At 65.4% G+C, this 17911-nt stretch carries 14 protein-coding genes and 1 pseudogene; 10 read left to right on the forward strand and 5 right to left on the reverse strand.

The features are described 5' to 3' along the window. Positions 1–49 precede the first annotated feature (49 nt). From AC30QB_RS05190 to greB, 10 genes are all read left to right on the forward strand, one after another. Positions 50–2062, forward strand: coding sequence for a M13 family metallopeptidase (locus AC30QB_RS05190; RefSeq protein ID WP_489545125.1), 2013 nt, complete (start codon positions 50–52; stop codon positions 2060–2062). A gap of 72 nt (positions 2063–2134) precedes the next feature. Further along, entirely contained in the window at positions 2135–4126 is a 1992-nt protein-coding gene (locus tag AC30QB_RS05195) for a M13 family metallopeptidase (protein ID WP_489545126.1), read from the forward strand. Positions 4127–4203: 77 nt separating this feature from the next. After that, positions 4204–5787, forward strand: coding sequence for an ABC transporter substrate-binding protein (locus tag AC30QB_RS05200; protein WP_489545127.1), 1584 nt, complete (start codon positions 4204–4206; stop codon positions 5785–5787). A 59-nt stretch (positions 5788–5846) separates the two neighbouring features. Further along, positions 5847–7346 carry an ABC transporter substrate-binding protein gene (locus AC30QB_RS05205; RefSeq protein ID WP_489545128.1) on the forward strand — a complete coding sequence of 500 codons (1500 nt, stop codon included), beginning with the start codon at positions 5847–5849 and terminating at the stop codon, positions 7344–7346. Beyond that, on the forward strand, positions 7346–8374 hold the full coding sequence (locus tag AC30QB_RS05210) for an ABC transporter permease subunit (RefSeq protein WP_489545129.1): 1029 nt from the start codon (positions 7346–7348) through the stop codon (positions 8372–8374). The genes AC30QB_RS05205 and AC30QB_RS05210 overlap by 1 nt, the downstream gene beginning before the upstream one ends. Positions 8375–8515: 141 nt before the next feature. After that, on the forward strand, positions 8516–9415 hold the full coding sequence (locus AC30QB_RS05215) for an ABC transporter permease subunit (protein WP_489545130.1): 900 nt from the start codon (positions 8516–8518) through the stop codon (positions 9413–9415). Next, entirely contained in the window at positions 9412–10386 is a 975-nt protein-coding gene (locus AC30QB_RS05220; protein ID WP_489545131.1) for an ABC transporter ATP-binding protein, read from the forward strand. The genes AC30QB_RS05215 and AC30QB_RS05220 overlap by 4 nt, the downstream gene beginning before the upstream one ends. Next, the gene (locus AC30QB_RS05225) at positions 10383–11360 is read left to right on the forward strand and encodes a dipeptide ABC transporter ATP-binding protein (protein WP_489545132.1); all 978 of its coding nucleotides are present in this window, start codon (positions 10383–10385) and stop codon (positions 11358–11360) included. Before AC30QB_RS05220 ends, AC30QB_RS05225 begins: the two co-directional genes overlap by 4 nt. 66 nt (positions 11361–11426) lie before the next feature. Continuing rightward, positions 11427–12725, forward strand: coding sequence for an NTP/NDP exchange transporter (locus tag AC30QB_RS05230; RefSeq protein WP_489545133.1), 1299 nt, complete (start codon positions 11427–11429; stop codon positions 12723–12725). Positions 12726–12780: 55 nt separating this feature from the next. Next, a complete protein-coding gene (gene greB / locus AC30QB_RS05235; RefSeq protein ID WP_489545134.1) occupies positions 12781–13338 on the forward strand; it encodes a transcription elongation factor GreB in 558 nt (185 codons plus the stop codon). On the opposite strand, the gene AC30QB_RS05240 is transcribed toward greB, so the two are convergent. The 5 genes and pseudogenes from AC30QB_RS05240 to AC30QB_RS05260 all read right to left on the reverse strand — a co-directional run. Then, on the reverse strand, positions 13339–15624 hold the full coding sequence (locus AC30QB_RS05240; RefSeq protein WP_489545135.1) for a RelA/SpoT family protein: 2286 nt from the start codon (positions 15622–15624) through the stop codon (positions 13339–13341). It lies immediately after the preceding gene. 99 nt (positions 15625–15723) lie between these two features. Then, a complete protein-coding gene (rpoZ, locus tag AC30QB_RS05245) occupies positions 15724–15927 on the reverse strand; it encodes a DNA-directed RNA polymerase subunit omega (RefSeq protein WP_174328597.1) in 204 nt (67 codons plus the stop codon). A 28-nt stretch (positions 15928–15955) separates the two neighbouring features. Continuing rightward, complete coding sequence (gene gmk / locus AC30QB_RS05250; RefSeq protein WP_489545137.1) at positions 15956–16576, reverse strand: guanylate kinase; 621 nt, start codon at positions 16574–16576, stop codon at positions 15956–15958. Positions 16577–16671: 95 nt separating this feature from the next. Then, a complete protein-coding gene (locus tag AC30QB_RS05255) occupies positions 16672–17427 on the reverse strand; it encodes an SDR family NAD(P)-dependent oxidoreductase (protein ID WP_489545136.1) in 756 nt (251 codons plus the stop codon). A gap of 50 nt (positions 17428–17477) precedes the next feature. Next, positions 17478–17911: pseudogene (locus tag AC30QB_RS05260) on the reverse strand (cryptochrome/photolyase family protein); the annotation flags it as partial.

Raw genomic sequence — 17911 nt, forward strand, 5'->3', positions numbered from 1 at the left:
CCGTGAGCGCGCAAGGGCGTCTACCCCTTTTTTGAGCGAGAAACTCCCCATGCGCATGCATACCATGGTGCTTGCTGCGTTCGCCTTGTTGGCGGGCACGGCAAGCGCGCAACCCTTGAGTGCCGGTCTCGACCGCAACGGCTTTGACACCAGCGTGAGGCCGCAAGACGACCTCTTCAAGGCGGCCAACGGCCAGTGGATCAAGGACACCCCCATTCCGGCCGACAAATCGGTGTACGGCAGCTTCATCCAGATGCGTGACCGTTCCGACGAGCGCGTGCGCCGCATCGTCGAAGAGCTCGCCGCCCACAAGGGCGAGGCCATTGGCAACGATCAGAAGATCGGCGCCTACTACCGCAGCTACCTCGACGAAGCCGCCATCGACAAGGCCGGCGTGGCGCCGCTCGCACCCTGGCTTCAGCAGATCGACGCGCTGAAAAACAAGGCTGACGTGGCGGCGTTGTGGGGCCGCTGGCAAGGTGTGGTCGACACGCCGCTGGGCGTGAATGTGTACCCCGACCGCAAGGAGCCCGGCGTGTACCGGGCCATCTTGTGGCAAGGCGGGCTGGGCCTGCCTGATCGCGGCTACTACCTCGAAGACAACGCGCGTTTCGAGAAGGTGCGTGCGGCCTACGTTGTCTACCTGGAAACGCTGCTGCGCTTGAGCGGCGATGCCGCGCCGGCTGACGATGCCAAGCGCGTTTACGCGCTTGAGAAGCGCCTGGCCCAGGCGCAATGGACGCGTGTGGAGAACCGCGACGCCGTCAAGACCTACAACCCGACCACCTTGCCCGCTTGGCAGAAGAGCGCCCCTGGCCTGGACTGGAAGCGCTTCTTCCAGATGGCTGCGCTGCCGCAGGGCGACAGCTTCTCGGTGGCCCAGCCCACCTACGCAGTGGCGCTGGCGCAAGCGGTGAATGAGCTGCCGCTGGCCGACTGGAAACTCTACCTGCGCGTGCGCCTGCTGGCCGCCTCGGCACCGGTGCTGCCCCAAGCCTTTCGCGACGCCCACTTTGCCTTCAATGGCAAGGCCGTGCAGGGCAGCGAGCAAGACAAGCCGCGCTGGCAGCAGGGCACGGCCGCGCTCGACGCGGCCTTGGGCGAAGCGGTGGGCCAGGCCTATGTGGCGCGCCACTTTCCGCCCGCCTATAAAGTACGCATGAGCGAGCTGGTGAACAAGCTCCTCACTGCCTACGGCCAGTCGATCGACGGCCTCACCTGGATGGGCCCGCAGACCCAGCAGCGTGCCAAGCAAAAGCTCGCCCGCTACAGCACCAAGATCGGCTACCCCGACCACTGGCGCGACTACTCGGCCCTTCAGGTGCGCGAGGGCGACGCCTTCGGCAACGACAAGCGCGCAGGCCGCTACGACTATGAGTGGCACGCGCGCCGCGCTGGCCAGCCGGTGGATCGCGGTGCTTGGGGGATGACGCCGCAGACGGTGAATGCGTACTACAACCCGAGCGCCAACGAGATCGTGTTCCCCGCCGCAATTCTGGAGCCACCGTTCTTCGACATGAGCGCCGATGATGCCGCCAACTACGGCGCCATCGGCGCCATCATTGGTCACGAGATCAGCCATGGCTTCGACGACCAGGGCAGCCAGTTTGATGGCGATGGCAAGCTCGACAACTGGTGGACCGATGGCGACCGCAAGGCTTTCGAGCAGCTCGCCGACAAGCTGGTGGCGCAGTACGACGCCTACGAAGCCCTGCCGGGCAAGAAGCTCAACGGCCGCCTCACATTGGGTGAAAACATTGCCGACCTGTCGGGCTTGCAGATTGCCTACAAGGCCTACAAGCTGGCGCTGGGCGACAAGGTGGCGCCGGTGGTCGACGGCCTGAGCGGCGAGCAGCGCTTCTTCCTGTCGTGGGCGCAGGCCTGGCGCATCAAGTCGCGCGACGAGCGCACGCTGCAACTGCTGACCATCGACCCCCACTCGCCGCCCGAATACCGTGCCAACGGGGCGGCCGTCAACCACGATGGCTTTCACGACGCCTTCGGCACGAAACAGGGCGACGGCATGTTCAATCCGTCTGATGCCCGCATCCGCATCTGGTGACCTATGAGACTTTCAATTCAACGACTTGCCCCACGACTTGCCCCACGTCTGGTCCAACCACTGGCATTGGCCGTGCTGCTCGCATGCGCATGCGCCGGCGCCGCTCTGGCCGCCGAACCCACCAGCGGCATTGAGACCTCGGGCCTCGATGCCACGGCCCGGCCCCAGGACGATCTCTTCATGGCCGCCAATGGCCGCTGGATCAAGAGCACGCCCATCCCCGCCGACAAGGCGGCCTACGGCCTGTTTCAAATCTTGGGCGACCGCGCCGATGCGCGCGTGCGAGCCATCTGTGAAGAGCTGGCGGAGAAGCGCACGCCGCAGGGCAGCGTCGAGCAGAAGGTGGGCTCGTATTACAAGAGCTTCGTTGACGTTGTCGCCATCGAGGGGGCTGGTCTTGCGCCACTCGCACCCTGGCTGGCGCAGGTCGACACGGTGGCCACCCCGGCCGACTTGGCCGCCTTGTGGGGCCGCTGGCAAGGCATGGTGATGGCTCCCATCGCCATGTATGTGGGCGGTGACCCCAAGCAGCCCGGCATCAACCGCGTGGCGGCCTACCAGTCTGGCCTGGGCCTTCCTGATCGCGATTACTACCTCAAGCGCGATGACAGCTTGGCCCAAGCCCGCACCGCCTACCTCACCTACCTGCAGACCTTGCTGAAGCTGAGCGGCGACACCGAGGCCGCACCCCACGCGCAGGCCGTGTTTGCACTGGAAACCAGGCTGGCCCGTGCGCAGTGGTCCAAGGTCGACAGCCAGGACGCCATCAAGACCTACAACCCCATGACCCTGCCGGTGCTCGCGCGCCGCGCACCGGGGGTCGACTGGTCTGCCTTCTTCCAGGCCGCCGCCGTGCCGCAGGTCGATCACCTGTCGATTCAGGAGCCGAGTTACGCCCGCGCGCTGGGCCAGCTGGTGCGCAGCACGCCCATGGCCACCTGGCGGCTCTACCAGCGCGTGCGTCTGCTCGACGCCTATGCCGCGGTGCTGCCAGAGGCTTGGCGCGAGGCGCAGTTCGCCCTGCGCGGCAAGGCCTTGCGCGGCCAGGAAGAACAACGCCCGCGCTGGCAGCAGGCCACGGCGGCGATCGACTCTGCGCTGGGCGAAGCGGTCGGCGAGGTCTACGTGGCACGGCACTTCCCGCCGCAGGCCAAGGCGCGCATGCAAGAGCTGGTGAGCAACCTCTTCTTGGCCTACGGCCAGTCGATCGACACACTGAGCTGGATGACGCCCAAGACCCGGCAGCACGCCCGCGAGAAGCTCGCCACTTACATGGTGAAGATCGGTTACCCCGACCAATGGCGCGACTACACCAGGCTGGAAGTGCGTGACGGCGACGCCCTCGGCAACCTGGCCCGGGCCGGCCGCTTCGAGCACGAGCGCACCGCGGCGCAAGTGGGCCTGCCGGTGGACCGCAGCGAGTGGGGCATGACGCCGCAAACGGTCAACGCCTACTACAACCCCACGATGAACGAGATCGTGTTCCCCGCGGCCATTCTCGATGCGCCCCTCTTCGACATGGACGCCGACGACGCGGCCAACTACGGTTCCACCGGCGCAACCATAGGCCACGAGATCAGCCACGGCTTCGACGACCAGGGCAGCAAATATGACGGCACGGGCAAGCTGCAGAACTGGTGGACCGCTGCCGACCGCAAGGCCTTCGACCGGCTGGGCGACCGCCTGGCGCAGCAGTTCGACAAATACGAGCCGCTGGCCGGCCACAAGATCAATGGCCGCCTGACGCTGGGCGAAAACATCGCCGACCTGTCGGGCCTGGAGATCGCCTACAAGGCATGGCGCCTGTCGCTCAAGGGCCAGAGCCCACCGGTGATCGACGGCATGACCGGTGACCAGCGCTTCTTTCTGGCCTATGCCATTTCATGGCGCGAGAAGACGCGCGACGCCCGTACGCTTGAGCAGTTGGTGAGCAATGAACACGCGCCCGCGCTGTTTCGCGCGAATGGCGCAGTGGTCAACATGGACGCCTTTCACCAGACCTTCGGCACCCGGCCGGGTGACCGCATGTACAAGCCACGCGACCAGCGCATCCGCATCTGGTAAGCCCCGGCACGCCGGTTGCTCAGCCTCGTTAAAGTGTTCTCCTTCAAGACTGGCCTCTCGCCCGCCATGAACCCCCCATGAACAAGCCTGCAGCCCTCATCTCTCTGGCCCTTGTGGTCGCCTGCTTGGCCGGCACGGCTCAGGCCGCCGGTACGCTCACCGTGTGCACCGAGGCTTCGCCCGACGGCTTTGACATCGCGCAGTACGAGTCGGCCGTCACCAACGACGCCGCCGGCCGCACGATCTATGACCAGCTGCTCGGCTTCAAGCCCGGCACCACCGAGATCGAGCCGGGCCTGGCCGAGCGCTGGGACATCAGCGTCGATGGCCTGGTCTACACGCTGCACCTGCGCAAAGGGGTCAAATTTCACACCACAGCGTGGTTCAAGCCGACGAGAGACTTCAACGCCGACGACGTGCTGTGGTCCATCAACCGCATGAACGACAAGAAGCACCCGGCCTATGCCGCCGCCAAGAACGGCTATGTGTACTGGGAAGGCATGGGCTTGTCGAAGCTCATCAAGGCGGTGGAGAAGGTTGATGCCCACACCGTGCGCATCACGCTGGCACGCCCTGAAGCACCGTTTCTCGCCGACCTGGCAATGGAGGCCATAGGCTCTATCTCTTCGGCCGAGTACGGTGAGCAGCTGCAAAAGAGCGGCAAGCTCGACCAGCTGAACACGCAGCCCATCGGCAGCGGGCCCTTCGTCTTCAAGAGCTACCAGAAGGATGCCGTCATTCGCTACACCGCCAACGCCGGCTACTGGGGCGGCGCGCCCAAGGTCGACAACCTCATCTTCGCCATCACGCTAGACCCCAACGTGCGGGTACAGCGCCTGAAGGCCGGCGAGTGCCTGGTGGGCACCAACATGAAGCCCGAGACGGTAAGCACCTTCGACAACGACCCCAACGTGACGATCACGCGCAACTACCCGCTGCTGACGGGCTACATCGCGCTCAACGTGAAGCACAAGTTCTTGTCCGACCGGCGCTTCCGCGAAGCCTTGTGGCTCGCCTTCGACAAGAAGACCTACACCGCCGCGGTGTACGGCGGCAATGGCACGCCGGCCGCGAGTTTTCTGCCGCCGCCCATGTGGAGCCACGACAAGACACTTGCCAACCGCTTCGACCCCGAAAAGGCGAAGCAACTCGTCAAGGCCAGCGGCTACGACGGCACCGAGCTGGCGTTGTTCACCCGCATCGGCGGCTCCATCGACGGCAAGCGCGCGGCCGAGCTGATGCAGTCTGACTGGGCGCGCGTGGGCGTGAAGGTCAAGGTGCAGATGATCGAGTGGGGCGAGCTGCTCAAGCGCACCGGCAAGGGCGACCACGACATCACCTTTCTCAACTGGGCCGGAGACAACGGCGACCCTGACAACTTCCTCACCACCAACCTGAGCTGCGCGGCCGTGACCGGCGGCGGCAACAAGAGCCAGTGGTGCAGCAAGGCCTTTGACGACTTGATCGACACCGCACGCAAGACCGTCGACCCGAAGAAGCGTACCGAGCTGTACGTGCAAGCGCAGAAGATGCTGTACGACGAGGTCGCGGTCATTCCCACGGTCTACCCAGTGAACATGACCGCGCTCAACAAGCGGGTGCAGGGCTTCATACCCAACCCCTTCACGCACAACGACTTTCGCTCGGTGAGCATCAAGTGAAACGCCTCGCATGGGTGGCGGGGTTATGGGTGGCTGCTGCGGCTCAGGCGGCTGGGAGCGTGACCTACTGTTCAGACGGTGCGCCCGAGGGCTTCGATGTGGCGCAGTACGAAACCGTGGTCACCAACGATGCCGCGGGCCTGACCATCTACGACACCTTGCTGCGCATGAAGCCGGGCACCACCGAAGTCGTGCCCGGCCTGGCCGAGCGCTGGGACATCAGCGCCGATGGTCTGGTCTACACGCTCTACTTGCGCAAGGGTGTGAAGTTCCACACCACGGCTTGGTTCAAGCCCACGCGTGAGATGAATGCCGACGACGTGCTGTGGTCTATCAACCGCATCAACGACAAGAAGCACCCAGCCCACGGCATGGCCAGGAACGGTTACCCCTATTGGGCGGGCATGAGCATGCCCTCGCTGTTGAAGTCGGTCAGCAAGGTCGACGACTACACGGTGCGCATCACGCTCAACAGGCCTGAGGCGCCTTTCATTGCCAACCTCACGATGACCGCGCTGGCCTCGGTCTACTCGGCCGAGTACGCCGAGCAGCTGCAAAAGGCCGGCAAGCTGGAGCAAGTCAACACCCAGCCCATAGGCACCGGGCCCTTCGTCTTCAAGAGCTACCAGAAAGACGCGGTCATCCGCTACACAGCAAATGCGTCGTACTGGGGCGGTGCGCCCAAGATCGACAACCTGATTTTTGCCATCACGCCCGACCCGGCGGTGCGCATACAGCGCATCAAGGCCGGCGAATGCCAGGTGGGCGTGGTGCGGGGCGACAACGCGCAAAGCTTTGAGGGCGACGCGCGCACAGGCATCGTTCGCAGCAGCCCGCTGGTCACGAGCTACATCGCCCCCAACAGCAAGCACCGCTTCTTGTCCGACAAGCGCTTTCGCGAGGCCTTGTCGCTCGCCATCGACCGGGGCAGCCTGGTGCAATCGGTTTACGGTGGGTATGCAGTGCCTGCCGGCAGCTTCCTGCCGCCCGGCATCTGGAGCCACGATGCCCGTCTCAAAAACACGCAGAACGTAGAGCGTGCCCAGCAGCTCGTAAAGGCCTCGGGCTACGACGGCAGCGAGCTGGTGCTGTTTGCTACCGCGCGCCAAGGTGATGTGAAGCGCGGGGTCGAGTTGATGCAGGCCGACTGGGCCCGCGTGGGCGTGAAGGTGTCGGTGCAATTGATGGAGCTGGGCGAGCTGTACAAGCGCACCGGCAAGGGCGAGCACGACCTGGCCTTTTTGAGTTGGTTTGGCGACAACGGCGACCCTGACAACTTCTTGACGCCCAACCTGAGCTGCGCCGCGGTAGAGGGCGGGGGCAACAAGGGCCAATGGTGCAACAAGGCCTTCGATGACTTGCTGGCCGCGGCCCGTGCCACTGCCGACGTGCGCAAGCGCACCGAGATCTATCTGCAGGCGCAGGCGCTGCTGCATGCCGAGACAGGCACCATCGCGCTCGTCAACAAGCAGCAGTTGCATGCGGTGAGCAAGCGCCTGCAGGGCTTTGTTGCCACGCCGTTTGGCGGCAGCGACTTTCGCGCAGTGCAGGTGGATTGATGTTCGGTTTTGTCCTGCGCCGCCTGGCACTCGTCGTTCCCACCTTCATCGGCATCACGCTGCTGGCGTTCTCACTCATTCATTTGATTCCGGGTGACCCGGTGCAGGTGATGGCCGGCGAGCGTCGGCTAGACCCGGCCTTTCATGCCGAGGTGCTGCACCGCCTCGGGCTGGACCGCCCGCTGTACGAGCAGTACGCGGTCTACCTGTGGAAGTCGGTCCGCCTCGATCTGGGTGAATCGTTCGTCACGCACGAGGCGGTGTGGAGCGAGTTCTTGAAGCTGTTCCCGGCCACGCTCGAGCTGTCGATCTGCGCCATGCTGTTGGCGGTTGTGCTCGGCCTGCTGGCGGGTGTGCTGGCGGCGATCAAGCGCGGCACGGTGCTCGACCACGGCGTGATGGGCCTGTCGCTCACCGGCTTTTCGATGCCCATCTTTTGGTGGGGCTTGCTGTTGATCATGTTCGCTTCGGTCTACATGCGCGAGTGGGCGCCGGCCTGGGCCTTGCCGGTGTCGGGGCGCTTGGCTCTGGAGTACGACATTGCGCCGCGCACCGGCTTCATGCTGGTTGATGCGTGGCTGTCGGGTGAGGCGGGGGCATTTCGCTCGGCCTTGTCGCACCTGGTGCTGCCGTCCATCGTGCTGGGCACGGTGCCGCTGGCGGTGATTGCGCGCATGACGCGCTCGTCGATGCTCGAAGTGCTGCGCGAAGACTATGTGCGTACCGCAAGGGCCAAGGGCTTGTCGCCGGCGCGGGTGGTGTTTGTGCATGCCTTGCGCAATGCGCTGGTGCCTGTTGTCACGGTGATTGGTTTGCTGGTGGGCACCTTGCTGGGTGGTGCAGTGCTGACGGAGACGATTTTTTCTTGGCCGGGGGTGGGCAAGTGGCTGATCGATGCGATCAGCCGGCGGGACTATCCGGTGGTGCAAGGGGGGATCTTGATCGTGGCGACCTTGGTGATTGCGGTCAATTTGCTGGTGGATGTGATGTATGGATTGATCAATCCGCGGATTCGCCATGCGAGGTGATCTGCTGTTTGCGTGTCACCAACCGCTGGCGTATCACAGTCGGCTCGCTTCGCTCAGCCCGCTCAGCCTGAAAGGGCCCCCGGCAGAGCAACGCTCGTCGTTTGCTGCGCAAACTTCCTCTGTCGATGCCAGCACCAACCTATGAGCGCCATCCTCTCAGCTGAACCGGCCGCAACTGTGCCCTCGACCTTCAAAGACTTCTGGCGCAGCTTCGCCTCCAACAAAGGCGCCGTTGCCGGCCTCATCGTCTTTATCTTTGTCATCCTCTGCGCCCTCTTTGCAGATGTGCTCGCCCCCCACAGCCCCATCGAGCAATACCGCGATGCGCTGCTCACCCCGCCCATGTGGGCCGATGGCGGCAGCGCCCGTTTCATCTTGGGCAGCGACGACATCGGCCGCGACGTGCTCTCGCGCCTGCTCTATGGCGCACGCCTGTCGTTGGCCATCGGCTTTGTCGCCGTGCTGCTGTCCATGCTGCCGGGCATGGCGCTCGGGCTTACCGCTGCGTTTTTCCCGCGCATCGGCGTCGCCATCCTTCGGTTGATGGATGTGATGCTCGCCTTGCCCAGCCTCTTGCTCGCCATTGCCGTGGTGGCCGTGCTCGGCCCGGGGCTGCTCAACACCATGCTGGCCATCGCCATCGTGGCCGTGCCCAACTACACACGCCTGGTGCGCGCCTCGGCCATGTCTGAGCTCACGCGCGACTACGTGATGGCCTCGCGGCTCGCCGGTGCAGGCACCGCGCGGCTGATGTTCAACACCGTGCTGCCCAACTGCATGGCGCCGGTGATCGTCACCGCCACGCTCGGCTTTTCAGATGCCATCCTCACGGCCGCGGCCCTGGGCTTTCTCGGCCTCGGCGCGCAGCCGCCCACACCCGAGTGGGGCACCATGCTCGCGTCGGCGCGTGACTACATCGAGCGGGCCAACTGGGTCGTCACCTTCCCCGGCCTCGCTATCCTGATGACCGTGCTCGCCATCAACCTGATGGGCGACGGCCTGCGCGATGCGCTAGACCCGCGTATGAAGAAACTCGCATGAGCCACCTGCTGGAAATCCGCAACCTGACGGTGGAGTTTGGCTCGGCCGCCCACCCGTTTGCCGCTGTGCAGGGCGTTGACATCACCCTCGACCGCGGCGAGCTGCTGGGCGTGGTGGGCGAGTCGGGCTCGGGCAAGAGCGTGAGCATGCTGGCGCTGATGGGCCTGGTCGAGGCACCTGGGCGCGTGACGGCCGACGTGCTGCACTTTGATGGCCACGACCTGCTGACCCTGGGCCCGCGCCAGCGCCGCGAGATCGTCGGCCGCGACATGGCCATGATCTTTCAAGACCCGATGAGCAGCTTGAACCCGAGCTACACCGTGGGCTTCCAGATCATCGAGACGCTCAAGGTGCACCAGAAGGGCAACAAGAGCGCGCTGCGCGAGCGGGCGCTGGAGCTGTTGACGCTTGTCGAGATCCCCGACCCCGAGAGCCGCCTCAGCGCCTACCCACACCAGCTGTCGGGTGGCATGAGCCAGCGCGTGATGATTGCGATGGCGCTGGCCTGCAGCCCCAAGCTGCTGATCGCCGACGAGCCCACCACCGCGCTCGACGTGACCATCCAGGCCCAGGTGCTAGACCTCTTGGTGGCGCTGCAGCGCAAACAAGACATGGCGCTCATTCTCATCACCCACGACCTCGCGCTGCTGGCCGAGCACGCCAAGCGCATCGCCGTGATGTACGCCAGCGAGGTGGTGGAAGTGCAAAGCGTGCGGGCTCTCTTCGAGCGGCCACACCACCCCTATACCGAGGCGCTGCTGGCCTCCATCCCCGAGCACAGCCGTGGCGCGAGGCGCCTGCCCACGCTGGCCGGCGTGGTGCCGGGCATGCATGAGCGGCCCAAAGGCTGCCTGCTCTCGCCACGCTGCCCACAGGTGCGCGACGCGTGCCGTGCGACGCACCCCGACCTGCTGCCCATGCCCGATGGTGGCTTGGCGCGCTGTCTGTTTCCCTTGCACATCACGCCATGACTGCCCCCTTGCTGCTCGAAGCGAAAGACCTGGCGCGCCATTACCGTGTGTCGCAGGGGTTCTTCAAACCCGCGGCGACCGTCAAGGCGCTCAATGGCGTGAGCTTCTCGCTGTCGGCGGGGCAGACGCTGGCGGTGGTGGGCGAATCGGGCTGCGGCAAGTCCACGCTCGCCCGCGCGCTCACGCTGATCGAAAAACCCACCAGCGGCAGCCTGGTGCTTGCCGGCACCGATGCGGCCACGGCCAGCACCGCGCAGACGCGCGCGCTGCGCCAGCAGGTGCAAATGGTTTTTCAGAACCCCTATGCCTCGCTCAACCCGCGCAAGCGCGTGTCGCAGATGCTCGACGAGCCGCTGCTGCTCAACACCAAGCTGACGGCCGCCGAGCGCCGCGAGCGCATTGCCGCGGCATTGGCCGAAGTGGGCCTGCTCGCCGAGCATGCACAACGTTACCCGCACATGTTCTCGGGCGGCCAGCGCCAGCGCGTCGCGATTGCGCGGGCCATGATGCTGCAGCCGGGCCTGCTGGTGGCCGACGAGCCCACCTCGGCGCTAGACGTGTCCATCCAGGCGCAAATATTGAATCTGTTCATGGACATCCAGGAGCGCACGCAGATTGCCTACGTGTTCATCTCGCACAACCTGAGCGTGGTCGAGCACATTGCCGAGCGCGTGATGGTGATGTACCTTGGCCGCGTGGTCGAGTTCGCGCCCAAGGCGGCACTCTTTGCGAAGCCGCTGCACCCGTACACGCGCGCCTTGCTGTCCGCCACGCCCAGCATTGACCCGGCGCGCCGCGCCCTCAAGATTCGCATCGTGGGCGAGCTGCCGTCACCGCTCAACCCGCCTTCGGGCTGCACCTTCCACAAGCGCTGCCCCTACGCGCAGGCGCGCTGCAGCGAAGAAGTGCCGCAGCTGCGCATGGTGGAGGGGAGCGAAGTGGCCTGCCACTACGCCGAAGAGATCGCCTCCTAAGTCCGGCGCTGGCCGGCCCAGAGGCACCGGGCGAGCGAAGTTGGCCGTGTGTGATCATGCGGCCCCATGAAATCACTGCTGTTGAAACGATCACAGGCCACGCCGCAAGAGCTGGCCGCGGTGCTGTGGTCCTTCGTCTACTTCTTCGCGCTGCTGTCTGGCTACTACGTGCTGCGGCCCATACGCGACGAGATGGGTTTGCAGCTGGGCGCCCGTGTGCTGCAAGAGTTGTTCACCGCCGTGTTCGTGGTGATGCTGCTGGTGCCGGCTTTTGGTTGGCTCAACCGGCGCTTTCCGCGGCGCCAGCTGTTGCCCTGGTTGTATGGCTTCTTCATGCTCAACCTGGTCGGCTTCTACGCCGTGTTCGAGGCCGGGGGCACGCAAAGCCCGTGGGTGGCGCGCAGCTTCTTCGTGTGGGTGGCCGTCTACAACCTCTTCATCATCTCGGTGTTCTGGAGCTTCATGGCCGACCTGTTCAACACCGAACAGGCCAAGCGCCTCTATGGCTTCATCTCGGCCGGCGGCACGCTGGGTGCGTTGACGGGGCCACTGATCACCGTCGGGCTGGTGAAGGTGCTGGGGCCGAAGCTGCTGGTGCTGGTGTCGGCGGGGCTGCTGGGCCTGGCCATCGTGGCAATCATTCGCCTGCGAGGCTTGGCGCGTGAGCGCGAGTCCGATGCTGGCGCAAGCGACGATGGCGAGCAGGCGGGCTTGCCGGGCAGCGTGTGGAGCGGCCTGACTGACGTGCTGAGCTCGCACTACCTGCTGGGCATCTGCTTCTTTCTTTTCAGCTACGCGCTGTTGTCGACATTTCTTTACTTTCAGAGCGTGGAGCTGCTGCCGCAAAGCATCACCAACTCAGCCGAGCGCACTCAGCTGCTGGCGCAGATCGACCTGGCGGTGAACGTGCTGGCGTTGCTGCTGCAGGTGTTCGCCTTCAAGGGCCTCATCACCCGCAGGGGCACGCGCGTAACGTTGACGCTGCTGCCTGTTGTGTCGGTGCTCGGCTTCATCGCGCTGGCGATGTTCCCGGTGGTGGGCGTGGTGGTCGTGTTCGGTGTGCTGCGCCGCGCGGGCGAGTACGCGCTCAGCAAGCCAGCGCGCGAGACCTTGTTCAACGTGCTGCCGCCTGAGCAGAAGTACAAGGCCAAGAACGTGATCGATACCCTCGTGCACCGCACCGGCGACACCGCCTCGGGTTGGATCTTTGGCGGGCTGCGGGGCCTGGGCCTGAGTGGCGTGCAGATCTCGTGGCTGTCAGTGCCAATCGCCGCCGGTTGGGTGGCGATTGCGTGGTCGCTGGGGCGGCAGGCTGAAACCCTGCAAGCGAAGGAGGCATCGCCGTCTCAGACAATCGCGCCTTGAGCCCGACGGGCCGCCCCGCGGGCGATAGCGCAGTGCGTAGCACGGAGATTTCCTGATGAGCAAGGCCTTCACCAAAGAGAGCAGCGGCGACGATGATGACGACGAGCTCGCCTTGCCAGAGCTGCCCGCGGGCGGCAAAAACTACCTCACGCCTGCGGGCTACCAGCGCCTGCGCGAAGAGCTGATGAGCCTGCTCGACGACGAGCGTCCCAAGATCGTGGAAGTGGTGTCGTGGGCTGCCAAAAACGGCGACCGCTCGGAAAACGGTGACTACCTCTATGGCAAGAAACGCCTGCGCGAAATCGACCGGCGCATTCGCTTTCTGACCAAGAGGCTCGACATCGCCGAGGTGGCCGACCCCTCGGTGCACCACGGCAGCGACCAGGTGTTTTTCGGCGCTACCGTCACCTACGAAAACGCGCGCGGTGAAGAGCGCACCATCACCATCAAGGGCATAGACGAGGTAGACAACCTTCAAGGCGAGGTGAGCTGGGTCTCGCCGATTGCACGCGCTCTGTTGAAAACGCGGGTAGGCGACGAGGTGTCGTTGATGACGCCGGGCGGCGTGGAGACGGTCGACGTGGTGGCGGTGAGTTACCCCGCCAAGCCCTGATCAGGGCTTGACGCGCACCACGCGCAGCACCGCCGCCGCTCGGCGCAAGGTGCGCATCACGTCAGCAAGGTGCAGGCGGTCACGCACGCTGATCAGCAGGCGCAGCTCGGTGGTCTCGGAGGCGGGCTCGTCGTCCATGTCGATGTGGGTGATGTCGGCTTCGGCGCTGCTGACGGCAGACGCTACCTGGGCCAGCACGCCCTTGCCGTTGTTGAGCAGCAGGGTCACGCCCGTCTCGAAAGGCCGCGCTGGCTCTTCGGCCCAATCGACGGTGATCCAGCGCTCGCTGTCGCGCTCGAACAGGCGCTTGCCCACACCGCACTCGGCGGTGTGCACCAAGAGGCCTTCGCCACGGCCGAGGTAGCCCACGATGTCGTCGCCGGGAATCGGGCGGCAGCATGGCGCCATCTGCACCGACGCGCCTTCGGTGCCGTCTATCAGCACCAGCCCTTGCGTGGGTGTGGCGTCGTCTTCGGCGGCGTAGCGCCCCATGGTGAGGGTAAGCGGGTCGGCCTTGGCGCCACGCTCCAGCATCAGCTGGGCCAGCCGCTTGGCCACGATGATGGCGATCTTGCGGCCCAGGCCGATGTCGATCAGCAGGTCGGCGCGGTTGCGGTTGCCGCTCCACTTGGTGAGCGACTGCCACAGCGCGACGGCGGGCGCCTCGGTAGGGTCGCTTGCGGGCAGGGCAAGGCCTTCGGCGCGCAAGGCCTGGGCGAGCAGCTTTTCGCCCAGCTGCTGCGACTCTTCTTGCTCCATGTTCTTCAAGTAGTGGCGGATCTTCGAGCGCGCGCGGCCGGTGCGCACGAAGTTGAGCCAACCCGGGTTGGGCCGCGCCCCGGGGGCGGTAACCACTTCGACCACATCGCCACTGCGCAGCTCGGTGCGCAGGGCCACCGGGTCACCATTCACCTTGGCCGCCACGCAGTGGTCGCCCACGTCGGAGTGGATGGCATAGGCAAAGTCGACCGGCGTGGCGCCGCGCGGCAGGGCCATGATCTTGGACTTGGGCGTGAACACGTAGACCGCATCGGGGAAGAGGTCGATCTTCACGTGCTCAAGAAACTCGCTCGCGTCGCGCGTCTCGTCTTGTATGTCGACCAGCGACTGCAGCCATAGCGCGCCCAGGCGCTGTGCGTCTTGCGGCTGGCCGTTGCCACCGATTTTGTACATCCAGTGTGCGGCAATGCCCTTTTCGGCCACCGCGTGCATGGGCTCGGTGCGAATCTGAAACTCGACCGCTGTGCCCAGCGGGCTCACCAGCGTGGTGTGCAGCGACTGGTAGCCGTTGGCCTTGGGTATGGCGATGTAGTCTTTGAAGCGGCCTGGCAGCGGCTTGTAGAGCTGGTGCAGCACACCCAGTGCGAGGTAGCACTCGGGCAGGTTGGCCACGACGATGCGAAAGCCGAAAATGTCGTTGACCTGCGCAAAGCTCAGGTGCTTCTCGCGCATCTTGGCGTAGACGGAGTACAGCGTCTTCTCGCGCCCGAAGACCTGCACCTTCTGCTTGACGTCGGAAAAGGCCTTTTCGACTTCGCGCTGGATGCGGTCGACGATGTCGCGCCGGTAGCCGCGCGCACGCTGCACGGCCTTTGACAGAGCCGCATGCCGCCACGGGCGCAGGTGCTGGAACGACAACTCCTGCAACTCGCGGTAGGTTTGGTTCAGGCCCAGGCGGTGGGCGATGGGCGCGTAGATGTCTAGCGTCTCGCGGGCGATGCGCGCGCGCTTGGTCGCGACGATCGCGTCCATGGTGCGCATGTTGTGCAGGCGGTCGGCCAGCTTGATGAGGATCACGCGAACATCGCGGGCCATCGCCAGCAGCATCTTGCGGAACGACTCGGCCTGCGACTCTTCCTTGGTCGAGAACTGCAGTTTGTCGAGCTTGGTGAGGCCGTCGACCAAATCGGCAGTGGCGGCGCCAAAGCGCTCGATCAGCTCGACCTTGGTCACGCCGCAGTCTTCCATCGCGTCGTGCATCAGCGCAGCCATGATGGCCTGGGCATCGAGCTTCCAGTCGGCGCAAAGGCCGGCCACGGCGATGGGGTGGGTGATGTAAGGCTCGCCGCTGGCGCGGAACTGGCCGAGGTGCGATTCGTCGGCGAAGCGGTAGGCCTCGCGCACGCGCTTGATGTCGGCGGTGGCCAAGTAGCTGAGTTTGTGCGTCAGCGTGGCAAACGAGGCGGCCGCGGCATCGGTGGTGGCTGCTGGCACGGCGGGCGCGCGCGCCCGTCTGCCTACGCCAGTTGCTGCATCACGAATCCAAGTGGAAATGGGGCCTGCCATGCCTCGAATCTATCGCGGATCGAAAAATACGGGTTTAGCAAACACCAAAAGCAAACGGCCCGCATGGGGCCGTTAGGTACGAGTTGGCAAAAGCCCGAGTCAGAGCGGTACTTTTCGCAGCATCTCGATGCCGACTTCGCCAGCGGCGATTTCGCGCAGCGCGGTCACGCCGGGCTTGTTTTTGGTTTCGATCTTGGGGGCGTGGCCCTGGCTCAGCATGCGAGCGCGGTAGGTGGCAGCGAGCACCAGCTGAAAGCGGTTCGGAATCTTGACGAGGCAGTCTTCGACGGTGATGCGGGCCATGTGATGGTGCTCCAGGGATCTAGCAGGTCTAGCTGAGGTTCAGCGCGGCAAAGACAGCGGGCTTGCTTCTTTGAAGTGCAGCGTACTTGAGCCGCTGCGAATGAACGATCGCTTTCAGGTCGAAAAGCGCCGTTTCAAACAAGGCATTGATTATAACGAAGTCGAAATGCCGGGCCTGGGCCACCTCGATGCGGGCGTTGGTGAGGCGCTGCGCGATCACGTCGGGGTGGTCTTCGCCGCGCCGGGTGAGGCGCTGGGCCAGCTCGTCCCAGCTGGGCGGCAAGATGAAGATCAGGATGGCGTTGGGAAAGAGCTTCTTGATCTGCAGGGCGCCTTGCCAGTCGATTTCGAGCACCACGTCTTGCCCGCCGGCGATGAGCTGCTCGACCTCGGCGCGCGAGGTGCCGTAGAGGTTGCCATGCACCTCGGCCCATTCGAAGAATTCGCCAGCGGCGACCTTTTGGCGGAACTCGGGCTCGTCGATGAAGAGGTACTCGCGGCCGTCTTGCTCCTGCCCGCGCGGTTGACGGGTGGTGTGCGAAATGGACACCACGAGGTGCGAATCCATCTGCAACAGGGCGTTGACCAGGCTCGATTTACCGGCCCCACTGGGCGCTGCGACGACGAATAGGTTGCCGGGGTAATCCATCGCTGGAGATTCTGTCACGAGACAGGCTCTCGATCTCATGCAGGGATACCTGTTCGCCCGCCCTGCATTCCGCTCGCTGACGGCGCTGGTCCCGCTCACCTGACCAGAGGCCGCACGCTGGTGAACCCGCCGTCGACGGAAATCACCTGGCCGGTGATGCGCGCGGCCCCGTCCGACAGCAGCCAGGCCATCGCGTCGGCCACCTGTGCCGCGGTCTGCACACCGCCCAAGGGGTACTGCTTGCCGGCGCCTTCGCGCATGGCGTCGGCGCGCAGCATGCTGGCGGTCATCGGGGTTTCGGTCATGCCTGGCGCCACCGCATTGATGCGCAGACCCAGTGGCGCATAGGTGGCGGCTGCGCTGCGGGCCAGGGCCTCGATGCCGCCCTTGGCCGCGGCGATGGCCTCGTGGTTGGCCACGCCGATGCGTGCCACGACGCTGGACACCAGCACCGCGGCTCCCGGCTGGCCGCTCGCGCGCAGGCCCTCTATCCAGGCCTGCAGCATGAACAGCGCGCTGTCCAGGTTGACGCGCAGCACCTCGCGCATCTGCGCGGCGGTGCTGCGGTGCAGTGGCGCGATCAGTGTGCTGCCCACGCAGTGCGCCAGCAGGGCCGGTGCGCTGCCGAGCTGGTCGCGGCACGCGGCCATCGCCGCGGCTGCGCCTTCCGGGGTGGTGGTGTCGGCAGCGATGTGAGCATCGGCAGGCACCTCGGCGAGCGACTCGGCATGGCGCCCGACGGCGGCGACGCGGTGGCCGCTGGCACGCAGGCAAGCCACAAGCTCGCGGCCGATGCCGCCGCGTGCGCCGGTCACGAGCGCGATGCGGGCGGGGGAAGTGGGGGTGTTCATGATGGACTCTCGCTGCAGGGGTGATTCATGGGCGGCTCGCCGGCGCGCATTTAAGCGCCGCGGCGGACGGCCTCGGCGCGTTGCGTCACGGCATGACGTTCGGCGTCGCTCAGGCGGGCCAGGTTCTTTACCTGCAGGGCCATGCGCGCGTTCTTTGCCAGCAGCGTCTCGTGGCGCATCAGGAAGTCCCAGTACAACGTGGTGTAGGGGCAGGCCCGTTCGCCTACGCGCAGGGCCGGGTCGTAGCGGCAGCTCGCGCATGGGCCGCCCATGCGCTGGATGTACTTGCCGGTGGCCACGTAGGGCTTGCTGGCCATCAGGCCGCCGTCGCCGTACTGGCCCATGCCCAGGGTGTTGGGCAGCTCCTCCCACTCCACGGCGTCGACGTAAACCGACAGGTACCACTCGTGCACCTGCTGCGGCCGCACGCCCAGCAGCAATGCGAAGAGGCCGGTGACCATCAGGCGCTGGATGTGGTGGGCGT

The sequence above is a fragment of the Rhizobacter sp. genome, from assembly GCF_046595475.1.
Taxonomy (GTDB): Bacteria; Pseudomonadota; Gammaproteobacteria; order Burkholderiales; family Burkholderiaceae_C; genus Rhizobacter.